Source organism: Paenibacillus sp. QJM3NY_38 (assembly GCF_056173265.1).
Map to the genome: position 1 here is coordinate 5715472 of NZ_CM149665.1, position 12901 is coordinate 5728372.

The 12901-nt window shown below is 49.9% G+C and carries 12 protein-coding genes; 4 read left to right on the top strand and 8 right to left on the bottom strand.

All coding sequences use genetic code 11. The annotated features are described in order from the left end of the window. Positions 1-28 precede the first annotated feature (28 nt). Positions 29-1462 (bottom strand): bifunctional metallophosphatase/5'-nucleotidase, encoded by a 1434-nt coding sequence (locus AC0VZ8_RS26320; protein ID WP_475484953.1) that lies wholly within the window; start codon positions 1460-1462, stop codon positions 29-31. A gap of 113 nt (positions 1463-1575) precedes the next feature. Between AC0VZ8_RS26320 and moaD the strand changes: the two genes are divergently transcribed. Together moaD and AC0VZ8_RS26330 are read left to right on the top strand one after the other, a co-directional pair. After that, complete coding sequence (gene moaD / locus AC0VZ8_RS26325; protein ID WP_071218033.1) at positions 1576-2313, top strand: molybdopterin converting factor subunit 1; 738 nt, start codon at positions 1576-1578, stop codon at positions 2311-2313. Between the two features lie 87 nt (positions 2314-2400). Then, positions 2401-3447 (top strand): HD-GYP domain-containing protein, encoded by a 1047-nt coding sequence (locus AC0VZ8_RS26330; RefSeq protein WP_475484954.1) that lies wholly within the window; start codon positions 2401-2403, stop codon positions 3445-3447. Between the two features lie 272 nt (positions 3448-3719). Here AC0VZ8_RS26330 and sufB read toward each other — a convergent pair whose 3' ends face one another. The 6 genes from sufB to AC0VZ8_RS26360 all read right to left on the bottom strand — a co-directional run bounded on the left by sufB (position 3720) and on the right by AC0VZ8_RS26360 (position 9809). Further along, the gene (gene sufB, locus AC0VZ8_RS26335) at positions 3720-5117 is read right to left on the bottom strand and encodes a Fe-S cluster assembly protein SufB (protein ID WP_071218031.1); all 1398 of its coding nucleotides are present in this window, start codon (positions 5115-5117) and stop codon (positions 3720-3722) included. 33 nt (positions 5118-5150) lie between these two features. Next, complete coding sequence (gene sufU / locus AC0VZ8_RS26340) at positions 5151-5570, bottom strand: Fe-S cluster assembly sulfur transfer protein SufU (protein WP_071218030.1); 420 nt, start codon at positions 5568-5570, stop codon at positions 5151-5153. Beyond that, the gene (locus AC0VZ8_RS26345) at positions 5560-6780 is read right to left on the bottom strand and encodes a cysteine desulfurase (RefSeq protein ID WP_071218029.1); all 1221 of its coding nucleotides are present in this window, start codon (positions 6778-6780) and stop codon (positions 5560-5562) included. Before AC0VZ8_RS26345 ends, sufU begins: the two co-directional genes overlap by 11 nt. Continuing rightward, the gene (sufD, locus tag AC0VZ8_RS26350) at positions 6777-8081 is read right to left on the bottom strand and encodes a Fe-S cluster assembly protein SufD (RefSeq protein WP_071218028.1); all 1305 of its coding nucleotides are present in this window, start codon (positions 8079-8081) and stop codon (positions 6777-6779) included. Before sufD ends, AC0VZ8_RS26345 begins: the two co-directional genes overlap by 4 nt. Before the next feature lie 22 nt (positions 8082-8103). Further along, positions 8104-8886, bottom strand: a complete 783-nt coding sequence (sufC, locus tag AC0VZ8_RS26355; RefSeq protein ID WP_216530513.1) for a Fe-S cluster assembly ATPase SufC — start codon at positions 8884-8886, stop codon at positions 8104-8106. Between the two features lie 446 nt (positions 8887-9332). Continuing rightward, entirely contained in the window at positions 9333-9809 is a 477-nt protein-coding gene (locus AC0VZ8_RS26360) for a Dps family protein (protein ID WP_475484955.1), read from the bottom strand. A gap of 308 nt (positions 9810-10117) precedes the next feature. On the opposite strand from AC0VZ8_RS26360, the gene mtnK reads away from it, so the two are divergent. Both mtnK and mtnA read left to right on the top strand, forming a co-directional pair. Next, the gene (gene mtnK / locus AC0VZ8_RS26365; RefSeq protein ID WP_475484956.1) at positions 10118-11341 is read left to right on the top strand and encodes an S-methyl-5-thioribose kinase; all 1224 of its coding nucleotides are present in this window, start codon (positions 10118-10120) and stop codon (positions 11339-11341) included. Then, positions 11338-12417, top strand: coding sequence for an S-methyl-5-thioribose-1-phosphate isomerase (gene mtnA, locus AC0VZ8_RS26370; RefSeq protein ID WP_220684112.1), 1080 nt, complete (start codon positions 11338-11340; stop codon positions 12415-12417). Before mtnK ends, mtnA begins: the two co-directional genes overlap by 4 nt. Positions 12418-12591: 174 nt before the next feature. On the opposite strand, the gene AC0VZ8_RS26375 is transcribed toward mtnA, so the two are convergent. Continuing rightward, positions 12592-12894 (bottom strand): YunC family protein, encoded by a 303-nt coding sequence (locus tag AC0VZ8_RS26375; RefSeq protein WP_113057527.1) that lies wholly within the window; start codon positions 12892-12894, stop codon positions 12592-12594. Between the last annotated feature and the right edge of the window lie 7 nt (positions 12895-12901).

The window sequence follows — 12901 nt, forward strand, 5'->3', positions numbered from 1 at the left end:
CTCGGCCAAAGGAAGTTAGTCGGGATTGTCAGGATATCCAGCGTGAAATCATGGACTCTTCAAGCGAACCGGGCCTCGATAGCTCACTTCGCAGCAGGTCTCTAATAAACTCCGGCAGCATATATACCGTATCCTTACCAAGTGACAACGACTCGTATCCGATTTTAAAAGTGAACATGTCGAGTGTCCCCACCTTATATTCCCGCTGCGGCTCTAGCGGTTGCCCCTTCATGGAGATGTGCGTGATCTTTCGGTAAGGCTCTCCGTTCTTGTCATAGTGAATTTTCAACCCATCGACTGCCAGGCCGCCTAATATATAACCGCGGAAACCAAAGCCCATTATCTTCTTTCCGCTGAACTCCTGAAGCAAACTCTCCTCAAGTGCCTGATAGATATGTTCTCCGCGCAGCTTCACGATGCAGGGGTTAATCGGTGACGGGCACAGACCGTGCAGCATACCTGTGCTGATCTCGCCCTCCGGCAGCGGCCCGAGCAGCTGTCCCGAGTTTACGATGGCAAAATCCGCATCCGTGTGCTGCAGCACCGCCTGAGCCAGCAGGTTTGCAAACGGCGACTCCTCCTCATAGTGAATGGGCAGACTACGATCATTAACGGCAACGGCCTCCGTTAATTTCTCCCTTGCCAGCTCATGGTGCCTCATGATCGCCTGCTCTACGATGGGTTCCATCAAGTTTTTATCCACGGGGAGCAAACTTCCCTCTATACAGGTAAAGCGATCTTCAGCATGACTGCGCTGCATGACGAGGCGACCTACGTATTGTCCGAACTTGCCTGCACCGCACACGGCTGTCTTTCCAATCATCAGGGGCTCCTCGAGTATATGATGGGTGTGACCGCCAAGAATAACATCAATCCCCTCAACACTTTCTGCTAATCTTTTATCAATCGTTAGTCCTAAATGGGATAAAACGATTATGATATCACACTGGCCCTGAAGCGCTCGCACTTGCTCAGCAATAGCCTGCACCGGATCTCCGGCTTCCCAGCCTAACAATTGATAAAAACCTGCAAAAGCAGCCGTTGCGCCGGTAAGCCCGATTCGAATGCCTTCTCGTTCCAGGATCACATGCGGCTTCATCCATCGAGGAGGATTACCACTCTTAGTCTCACTAATGTTGCAGCACACAACGGGACACTGCAGTCCGGCGTATACACTCTCCAGAACATCATATGAAATGGTGAGCCCTTCGTTATTGCCAATCGTAATGGCGTCGTATCCTGTCAAATTAATGACATCCACATTGGCTTGGCCCATAGTGCCTTCGGTTTCCACCGATGCCCGGTCCATATGATCACCGATATCCAGTACGATTGCCCCATCACCGGCAGCCGCCTTTTCCCGGGAAATAAGTGCCGCCACACTGCTCATCATCTCAAAATGGCTATGTATATCGTTGGTATACAATATCGTCAGCTTCTGTTTGTTGCTTCCTAACCCCATTTGGCGGCCCCCTCCCCAAGTTCGTTATTCGATAATTTCCGGTCTTACAAGCATAACATTTTAGCGAAGAATATGGTATATTGTAGCCCATAAGAATTACGAGGTGATGAAGATTGTCAACAACCATTTCTATATTACTATTTGCAGGATTAGCTGATCGAATCGGCACAGCTACGCTTACATTCAGCGTACCTGGCTTGCCCCTTACTGCCGGGGAATTAAAGCTGCTGCTTAGTAAGGCTTATCCTGATGCCCAATCTCAGATTTCCACGGCTTTCGTCGCGGTCAATCAAGAGTATGCGCCCTCGGAACAGCTTATTCAGAGCGGCGACGAGGTAGCTCTAATTCCGCCTGTGTCCGGTGGTGACGGTACAACCCCGCAGGACTCCGGATCCAGGTCCTCGGCAGATGGGAAATGCACGATATCCTACGACCCCCTGTCCGTAGAGGCAACCATTGCCAAAGTTCATGACGATAATCATGGAGCAACGCTATCCTTTGTAGGTACAACGCGAGAGATGACCGGCCAGATGCGAACGGTTACGCTGGAGTATGAAGCATACATCCCGATGGCACTTAAAGAAATGCAGCAAATATGCGCGGACATCTTTCGACAATGGCCCGGTACGCAATGTGCGATTTCCCACCGTATCGGTACGGTCGGAATTGGAGAAACCAGTGTTGTGATCGCTGTATCCTCCCCGCATCGGAATGCATGTTATGAGGCCAGCCGTTATGCCATCGAACAACTGAAACGATCCGTTCCAATCTGGAAGAAGGAGATCTGGGACAATGGTTCAGAGTGGAGAGGCCCGCAGACCGGACCATGGGACCCAACCGTTAGGCAATAAGTCATGATTACACATTGTAAAACCATAATTTTCTTGCTAAGATAGTTTTGATCTTTTTACTTATATAAGGGCAAGAGGTGCAATGATTTGAGAGTACATGTCACGGACCTGATACCCGGTGATCAAATGCAGCATGATGCTTACAACACAAACGGCGTTCATGTTCTACAAAAAGGAGTTACCCTTCGTTTAGAGGATATATCCAAGCTACTGCAGCACGGTATCGATTACATAGAAATAAAGCCACGCGCACTGTCTGTATCCCTCGATTCTTCGTCTGAAATTTCAGATTCATACAACAAGGTTAAACCTCATTTCAATCTTGCATTTGACGGGTGCTCTACCTTATTTACGGAAGCGTCACAATCCGGTAAATTCAATGAGTCCGTTGTGGACGATGTTTTCATGCCCTTAGTCGACTCACTGAACGAGCATACGGATGTTGTCTCCCTGCTATTGCTGTTTAATGGTAAAGACGATTATACCTACAGACACTCCATTCAAGTTGGAATGTTATCGTACTACATCGCGGATTGGATGGGTTACTCCGACAAGGAAGCTTATGAAATCGGCAAAGCCGGCTATCTCCATGATATCGGCAAAAGCAAAATTCCTAGAGATATATTGGACAAGCCAGGGAAACTGACTTCTCAAGAATATAAAGAAGTAAAGCTGCACACCATTTATGGTTACGAGATGATCTCTGAATCCATGGATGATAAGGTCACCGCTATGGTCGCGCTCCAGCATCATGAACGGGACGACGCTTCCGGTTATCCACGAGCGCTCCGTGCAGACCAGATTCATCCATACTCTCACATTTGCGCTGTAGCAGATGTATATAGCGCGATGACAACGAACCGGGTCTATCAATCCAAGCAGCAGCTGTTAACCGTACTTCGGGAGCTGTATAGTCTTAGCTTCGGGAAGCTGAACGGCAAGCCGACGCATGCCTTCATCCAGCAGATGCTGCCGAACTTTATCGGTAAGAAGGTACTGCTGACGACTGGCGAATCCGGCATCATCGTCATGAACAATCCTTCGGATTACTTCCGTCCGCTTGTGAAGACCGAGGATCGATTCATCGACCTCTCCAAGGAGTATAATACCGAGATCCAGGAGATTCTTCTGTAACCGGGGTTTCGGCTAAGGCCCCTTATAAATAGTCCATATAACCGTCAGACTGTATGTTGGCGGTTTTTCGCGCGCTTTTGTGACATTTCTCACATCCCCTCACTCTTGATTTCTGGCAAAATAAAAGGCGGATCCTCTCAAGACGGGCTCACGCAACTATATAAGTCACATTGAATCAACATAATATAAACAATCCAGACATCCCCAGCATTAAAAAAAAGAGGCAAACCACTCGTGCCCGAGTGATTTGCCCCCTTGTACATAAGAAATATTTAGCCGATGGAACCTTCCATCTCGAATTTGATGAGTCGATTCATCTCAACGGCATATTCCATTGGGAGTTCTTTGGTGAATGGCTCGATGAAGCCCATAACGATCATTTGCGTAGCTTCAGACTCGCTAAGGCCACGACTCATGAGATAGAACAATTGTTCCTCGGACACCTTGGATACGGTCGCTTCATGCTCCAGCGTAATGTTGTCATTCTTGATCTCATTGTAAGGAATCGTATCAGACGTCGATTCATTATCGAGGATGAGTGTATCGCACTGGATGTTGGCTTTCGCGCCTTCTGCATTCCGGCCGAAGGAAGCCAGTCCACGGTATGTTACTTTACCGCCATGCTTACTAATGGACTTGGATACGATCGTAGAAGTCGTGTCCGGCGCCAAGTGAATCATTTTGGCTCCTGCATCCTGATGCTGGCCTTTGCCTGCTACAGCGATGGACAATACCATCCCTTTTGCACCGCGACCCTTCAGGATAACGGCAGGATACTTCATTGTGAGCTTGGAACCGATGTTGCCGTCCACCCATTCCATCGTGGCGTTCTCTTCAGCAACGGCACGCTTGGTCACGAGGTTGTAGATGTTTGGCGCCCAGTTCTGAATGGTTGTATAGCGAACGCGCGCATTCTTTTTACAGATGATCTCTACTACCGCACTATGAAGCGAGTTCGTGCTGTAGATCGGAGCCGTACATCCTTCTACGTAGTGCACAAAGCTGTCCTCGTCCGCAATGATCAGCGTACGTTCGAATTGACCCATGTTCTCGGAGTTGATACGGAAATACGCTTGCAGCGGAATTTCACATTTCACGCCTTTTGGAACATAGATGAAGCTTCCGCCAGACCACACGGCACTGTTCAGCGCAGCGAATTTGTTATCCGTTGGAGGCACAACCGTTGCAAAATACTCTTTCAAGATCTCCGGATGCTCTCTAAGAGCCGTATCGGTATCCATAAAGATAACGCCTTGATCCTCAAGATCCTTTTGCATGTTATGGTATACAACTTCGGATTCGTACTGTGCGGATACACCCGCCAGGAACTTCTGCTCTGCTTCCGGGATACCCAATTTATCAAAGGTTTCCTTGATCTCGGTAGGTACTTCCTCCCAAGTCTTGCCTTGCTTGTCGGAAGGTCTTACATAGTACTGGATATCGTTGAAGTCCAACTCATCGAGATCGCCGCCCCAGCGAGGCATTGGCATTTTCTCGAACTGCTCCAGTGCTTTCAAACGGAATTCCAGCATCCATTCCGGCTCGTTCTTGATTTTGGAAATTTCCATAACAACTTCACGCGTCAAACCTTTGCCGGTTTGAAAAATAGCTTTGTGCTCGTCACGGAAACCATATTTATACTCTTCAATTTCTGGTGCTTTTTTAGCCATTTAACTTACCTCCCTATCGATCTATTCATTCGCTTACTTCGCGTCTATTCCTTTTCGGAGTGCGTTCCACGCAAGTGTTGCGCATTTAATGCGTGCAGGAAACTTGTTGACACCGGATAGGGCTTCAATATCCTCGTACTCTTCAAAATCTACGGCCTCGCCTTTCATAAGGGAGGAGAAGCGGTCTGCCAGGCTGATCGCTTCATCCAGCGTTCTGCCTTTTACGGCGTCCGTCATCATCGAAGCGGAAGACATGCTGATGGAGCAGCCTTCCCCCGTATATTTGGCATCGGCTACCACGCCGTTCTCTACCTTAAGCTGCAAGGAAATGCGATCTCCGCAAGTCGGATTGTTCAAATCGATGGTTACCGCATCTTCTTCAAATTTACCACGATTGCGGGGGTTCTTATAATGATCCATGATGACACGTCTGTATAAATCGTCAAGTTGCATCGCCAAAATACTCCTTTGTCTGGATTAAGGCGCTAACTAATCGATCAACGTCCTCTTCTGTATTATACAGATAAAAGCTCGCGCGTGCCGTAGAGGATACTTTTAACCAACGCATAAGCGGTTGACAGCAATGATGTCCTGCACGAATCGCAACCCCCTGTGCATCCAGCACCGTTGCCACGTCATGCGGGTGAACGTCGCCGAGATTAAAGGTAACAAGGCCCACTTTACGTTCACGAGGACCGTAAATGGTAATCCCGTCGATCTCGGAGATGCGGTTCATGGCGTAGGCCGCAAGCTGCGTCTCATGCTGTTCGATGGCGTCCATTCCGATTTCCTCCAGGAAATCGATGGCAGCGCCCAAACCGACAGCCCCTGCAATGATAGGGGTACCCCCCTCGAACTTCCAAGGGAGCTCCTTCCAGTTTGATTCGTACAATCCAACATCATTGATCATTTCTCCGCCGAATTCGATCGGCTCCATTGATTCCAGCAGCGCCTTCTTGCCGTATAATGCGCCGATACCTGTTGGAGCACACATCTTATGGCCGGACAAAGCGTAAAAATCGCAATCCAGGTCCTGGACGTCCACCTTCATATGCGGTGTGCTTTGCGCACCGTCAACTACTATGACGGCACCGTGGCGGTGTGCGATTTCCGCAATTTGTTTCACGGGATGCACAACGCCCATGACGTTGGATACGTAAGCGATGGCTACAACCTTGGTCCGTTCGGTAACAAGTGCCTCGACATCTTCGACACGGATCGTGCCGTCAGGCTGCAGAGGGATATATTTCAGCGTAGCGCCAACGGCAATAGCCGCCTGCTGCCACGGTATGAGATTACTGTGATGCTCCATTTCCGTCAGGACGATTTCATCCCCGGGACCGCAAACGGAGCGCGCGTAGGACGATGCTACCAGATTTAGGGCCGTCGTCGTACCACGGGTGAAAATAATCTGTTCCGAACTCTCGGCATTAATGAAACGGGCAACCTTCTCCCTGGCTCCTTCATAAGCATCGGTAGCACGGCTGCCGAGTGTATGAACCCCGCGGTGCACATTGGAGTTCTCCCACTCGTAGTACCGCTTGATAGCATCTATGACCACCTGCGGCTTTTGTGATGTCGCGGCATTGTCGAGATATACCAGCGGATGTCCGTTGATCTCCTGATGAAGAATGGGAAATTGCTCACGGACAGAGGCGATCATTGTCCCAGCTTCCTTTCAACGAGCCCCTGCAGTTGGTCACGAAGTCCCTCAAGCGGAATTTCGCTGACAACCGGAGCCAAGAAGCCGTAAATAATCAAGGATTCCGCCACGGGACGCGAGATACCACGGGACATCAGGTAGTAAATTTGCTCCTGATTCACTTGTCCTACGGATGCTGCGTGGCCGGCTGTTACATCATCCTCGTCAATCAACAGAATCGGGTTCGCGTCGCCGCGGGCTTTCGGGCTAAGCATCAGCACGCGTTCGGTCTGTTGTCCGTCCGCCTTCGTTGCACCCTTCTCAATCTTGGTAATGCCGTTGATGATGGCTTGTGCCTCTTCGCGCATGACTGCACGGGTGATCATCTGGGACGCCGAGCTCTTGCCGAAATGCTTCGCTTGCGTGGTGTAGTTGATCTTCTGGGAGCCGGAGCCGACCGCGATGACTTTCGCATCGGATGTCGAACCGTTGCCCTTCAGAATACTCATGGTATCGCTAGCTGTATCGCCATCGTTCATCTCGCCAACAATCCACTCAATCGAAGCGTCATTGTCCAGCACCGCACGACGGAATGTAACATCGGTTGCTTCGACAGCCAACTGGTGAACGGAAGCATAACGCACCTTCGCTCCGTTTTTAACGAAGACTTCCACCGCTCCGTTATGGGTCACCGGCGCAGCCAGGGAATCCGAAATGTAGTTGTCTACATAAGTGATCTGACTGTTTGCTTCGGCTACTACCAGCACATGCGGTGCAAATGTCGCTTCGGCATCGTCTGTCAGCATAACGGCTTGAAGCGGAACATCAACCTCCACATTTTTAGGAACATAGAGGAATACCCCGCCGTTCCATACCGCAGCATGCAGAGCAGCCATCGCATGCCCGTCATTCTTAAGCGCTTGGTGCAGATAAGGCTTAACCAAATCCTCGTGTTCTTTAACCGCTGTTTCCAAATCGGTGAAAATGACGCCTTTGGCAGCCAGTTCCGGAGCCAGACTCACATATACGGTTCCCGAATTGCGTTGGATAACCAGACCGCCTTCTCTTGAACCTTCAACAAGTTTGGCTACCTGTTCAGGCAGTTCGTCAAGGGAAGCAAGTTTATTGCTCTCTTTATATTCACCATAGCTTTGGATGTTCCAGCGCTCGATGCGTTGTTTCTCCAGCTTGGGCAGTTCCAACTGGCCAGCCAGTTCCAGGGAAGCCAGACGGCTGTCTGTCAGCCAGGCCGGTTCCTGTTTACTTTCGGACAATGCCTTCAGAGCCTCAGCGTTGACCGGAAGAATGGTTTGTGTAGTCATATCGTTTCCTCCTCCCGTCTATTTACGCGTCTTGACCTACAGTTTCATCAGTAATGCCCAGCTCTTCCTTAATCCAGTCATAACCTTCTGCCTCCAGGCGCTCTGCCAATTCAGGACCACCGGATTTTACGATGCGTCCTTGCATCATCACGTGAACATAATCTGGAGTGATATAGTTAAGCAAACGTTGATAGTGGGTAATAATCAAGAAACCGCGTTCTTCGGATTTCATGGCATTTACACCGTTCGCTACAATTCTCAAAGCATCGATATCCAGACCGGAGTCGATTTCGTCAAGCACGACAAGTTTCGGGTCCAGCATCATCATTTGCAGAATTTCGTTACGTTTCTTCTCACCACCGGAGAAACCTTCGTTCAGGTAACGGTGAGCGAACTCGGGATTCATCTCGAGCTCCTTCATTTTGCCTTCCATTTGACGAATGAACTTGATCAGGGAAATCTCGTTGCCTTCACCGCGGCGTGCATTGATGGAACTGCGCAGGAAGTCGGAGTTCGTAACGCCGGCGATTTCGCTCGGATATTGCATGGCCAGGAACAGACCTGCGCGTGCGCGCTCGTCAACTTCCATCTCCAGCACGTCTTCATCGTTAAGCAATACTTTGCCTTCTGTAACTTCATATTTAGGATGACCCATTAAAGCGGAAGCCAAAGTACTTTTGCCTGTACCGTTTGGTCCCATGATGGCATGAACTTCTCCGCCCTTCATCTCAAGGTTGATACCTTTAAGGATCTCCTTGCCTTCGATTGCTGCTTTCAATCCTTCAATGACAAACTTGGTTGACATATTAGATTCCCTCCGTTGAATAGGTAGTGTATTGTTGTCCTATATGATAACAGGATTGGACGCCCTGATTTCATAAAACAAAAAATAATTATTTATTTATAATCATTCTAAACTGATTATCAATGATTCTCAAGCCATTTTATAATAAAATATGACGTATTTCAACCGGACAAGCGTTTTGCAGACAACATTCGGACAACCGTAACAATTAAAAAACAGGCATGACCGATAGCCCGGTCAAGCCTGTTTCGTTCACCCTGTTCCCCACCATATTTGCGGTTGCTCCCGAGAGTCTATTACGGCATCCGGCACCGGCGTTATCGCGCGTTGACAGACGGTGCCCAGGTCAACATCATGAGCTCTACGGGCGCACGGCACGATAACCGGCACCCTCAGCTCTTGCAAATACAAGGGAAGAACAGGCAGCATTCTGTTGTATTCACGCTTTATCCAAGGAACGAACGCAGCATCCACATGTGCTTCTCAAGGTCAGCCTTAAATCCGGTGAACATGTCCGCTGTTGGCGCATCGCCGGCTTCCTCGGCCATTTCGATGCCTTCCGCCAGCTCCTCGGATATGGTTGCAAAGTCTTCAATCAAGGCTTGTACCATGCCGCGGGTATCCTCGTTGCCTGAAGCCTCCTGGACGGTCGCAAGTTCCAAATATTCTTTCATCGTTGCAGCCGGTTTGCCTTTAATCGACAGCAAGCGCTCCGCAACCTCATCCATTTTAAGCGTAACTTCATCATACAATTCTTCGAATTTAACATGAAGGGAGTAGAATTGCTCTCCGGTTACATACCAGTGATAATTGTGAAGTTTGACATAGAGCACGTTAAAGTTCGCAACCTGTTGATTCAACAATTGCTCCAGACTTGCGTTCTTCGTTTTTCCTGCAGCTTTGCCAGATGTAGTTTTTGCCATGGTTAATCCCTTCCTTTTCTATATGAAATGCACCCTGTACTGCGTCAAAGGAACATTCGGCAGAGCGGTGTATACCCATTGTAACTGGTACCATCTGCTAATGCTAATCCTTCATTAATATATGAGTACATCCTGTGCTTGGGCGTCTATTTGTAGTTTACCCTTAGGACTACGAAGCGAATCAGTTTCGCAAACCTTTCGTCTTGCCAAAAAATTATACAAAATTCGCGAAAAAACGTTATACTAGGTAATACCAAGCAAAAAAGTTGGCTTTGTTTTTCTTCTATTCTATTTGGGGGTGACCATCCATGTCTGCATATCATCCGCTGAACGCGGAAGAAGCTATACAATTAGCTAAAAGTATACCGGGCCGGTTCCCGGACCATGCCCAGCTCGAATGCCGCGAAATCGGCGACGGCAATCTCAATCTGGTGTTTCATGTCACCGCCAAAAATACGGCTGATAGTATCATTATCAAGCAAGCTGTTCCTTATGCAAAAGTTGTAGGCGAATCTTGGCCGCTGTCTCTCGACCGGGCCCGCATCGAACGACTGGCGCTGGAGACGGAGTACTCCATTTGCCCCGACCTTGTGCCCGAAGTATACGGTTATTCGGATGAGCTCGCCTACACCGTAATGGAAGACCTGAGCGAGTATACCATCATGCGCAAAGGCCTGATTGAGGGCAATGACTATCCGAAGTTCGCAGAGCATATCGGCCGCTTCCTGGCCAGAACGTTGTTCTACACGTCGGATCTCGGGATGAATCAACAGAAGAAGAAGGAACTTGCCGGCCGCTTTGTCAATCCGGATTTATGCAAAATCACCGAAGACTTAATCTTCGAAGATCCATACCGCGAATCCGCCAATAACAATTATGCGCAGAGCATAGCTGATGAAGCGGAAGCCCTACGCGCCGACCTGCCGCTTCACTTTGAGGTCGCGCTGCTTCGGGAGAAGTTTCTGACTCACGCACAGGCTCTTCTGCACGGGGATCTGCATACAGGCAGCATCTTCGTCACGCCGGAATCCACCAAGGTAATCGACCCGGAATTCGCTTATTTCGGTCCGATGGGATTCGATATCGGTGCGGTCATCGGCAACCTGCTGCTAAACTATGCGTCACAGCCGGGCTGGAGTCGGGACGAGCATACGCTGGCTGCCCGGGAAGCCAGACTCCTCGAGATGGCAAGCGACGTCTGGACCCACTTCGAGAACAACTTCCGCGCGCTGTGGAATGATGATCTCTTGGACGAGATGTCCCGCACGCCAGGCTATCAGGACCACTATGTATCACAGATTTTGAAGGATACTGCAGGATTCGCGGGCTGCAAAATGATTCGGCGCATCGTCGGATTGTCCCATGTTGCGGACATCGACACCATAGCCGATGATCAAGCCAGAGAAGCTGCGCAGCGCAAAGCGCTGGCCATCGGCAAAAATCTCGTGCGACATCATCGCAGCATCAAGTCATTTGAAGACATTTTAACTTTGATTACGCAAGCAACTAAAGGAAACGAGGTATCGATATGAGCGGTATGACTACCGGCAATGCCAGCACCTATGAGCCGCTAAGCTCCGTTTATTGGGGGGGAGACCATCTGGTCCTGCTGGACCAGCGATTGCTCCCGGAAGAGATTGTCTATCTTCAGCTCTTCACACCGGAGGAAGTCTGGGAAGGCATTCACTCCATGAAAGTCCGCGGCGCGCCGGCTATCGGCATCGCGGCAGCATTCGGCGCAGTCCTTGGCGGCATGCAGGTTGAAGCCGACGATAACGAGGGATGGCTGCAACAAGTCGCAAAAACTTGCGCTTATCTCGCAACGTCCAGACCGACAGCCGTCAATCTGTTCTGGGCGCTGGACCGTATCAAGCTTGCGGCTGAGAAGCTGGCAGCTTCGGATCTCGATACAGCCGGACTGAACGCGGCGCTGCTCGCCGAAGCCGAAGCCATTCGTGCCGAGGATGAGGATGTATGCCGCCGCATTGGTGAAAACGCGCTGCCGTTCTTCCAGGACGGCATGGGCGTGCTCACCCACTGCAACGCGGGCGGATTGGCAACTGCCAAATACGGTACCGCCCTGGCGCCGATGTATCTGGCTCATGAGCAGGGCCTGAACATCAAGGTGTTCGCGGATGAGACAAGACCTGTCCTGCAAGGCGCGCGTTTAACTGCTTTTGAACTGCAGCAGGCGGGGATTGACGTTACACTGCTGGCGGATAACATGGCCGCCATGGTTATGTCCAAAGGCTGGATCCAAGCGGTTATCGTCGGTACGGATCGCGTTGCCGCAAACGGCGATGTCGCAAACAAGATTGGAACGTACGGAGTAGCGGTACTTGCTAAAGCTCACGGCATTCCTTTCTACGTAGCTTGCCCGCTGTCCACAATTGATCTGAATACGAAGACAGGCGCCGATATTCCGATTGAGGAACGTCCTGCCGAAGAGATCACGGAAGGTTTCGGCAAGCGCACAGCTCCGCAAGGCGTAAAAGTGTACAACCCTGCCTTCGACATTACGCCGAATGAATATGTGACAGCCATCATTACGGAAAAAGGCGTCGTGCAAGCTCCTTATCATGAGAGCTTAAAAAGCTTGTTCGAATAACCGCTATATCCGCCAAATGTTTTATGGCATCATAAAACGGACAACCGGCCCCCAGCCGAATTGTCCGTTTTTTTACGGTTTGCATTTTAGTGCATCTGAAGTCTAAACCTTGTTATCTCCAAAAAAAGAGCGATCCGCACAGGAATCACTCTTGGAACAGAAGGCATACATGACTCATAACATGCGCAGGATCGCATCCTTGCCGGCCAAGCCAGGATGAATGCCCCACTTCTCTGCCTCCAGGGTTACCGATTCCAGCGGCGCCTCCAGCAGCTGCTCCAATGTGCGAACCCCTACGGCTCTTCCTGCGATAATCTTGCGGTCAGCAAGCTTTTCGTTAAGAAGGCCCACATCGAGTGCACCGCACATAATATAGCCGCGGGAAGTGTATACGGCCAGCAGCGTTGTTTTCGGAAGCTTTACTTCGACGCCCATAACGGTATGTCCTTCAATATCGATCGGCAGTAAAGTCACCAATATCAAC